We start from the raw sequence: 249 nt of genomic DNA, 5'->3' as shown, positions 1-249 counted from the left end.
GTTCTGCCACCATAATTTATAATGTTTTGGCAGAACTCCCAAAAGAAGGAGTTGGCCCATGCACATTCATAAATTATTGGCAGTCACTGTCAAAATCTATCTCGACACAACTTAAATCAATTTAAAGCAGTTTGATGAGCTATAGGTTTTTCAGGCTTTAATTCGTCACGACTAAAACTTAGCAACAATAAAACTTGAGATGTGCCACGCACAGTCTTTACGGCTTTGCTGTGCCTTTTTTTCTCCCAA

The sequence above is a fragment of the Acinetobacter sp. V2 genome, assembly GCF_001188385.1.
In the GTDB taxonomy this organism is placed as follows: domain Bacteria; phylum Pseudomonadota; class Gammaproteobacteria; order Pseudomonadales; family Moraxellaceae; genus Acinetobacter; species Acinetobacter oleivorans.
Note: the sequence above shows the minus strand (reverse complement) of the source record.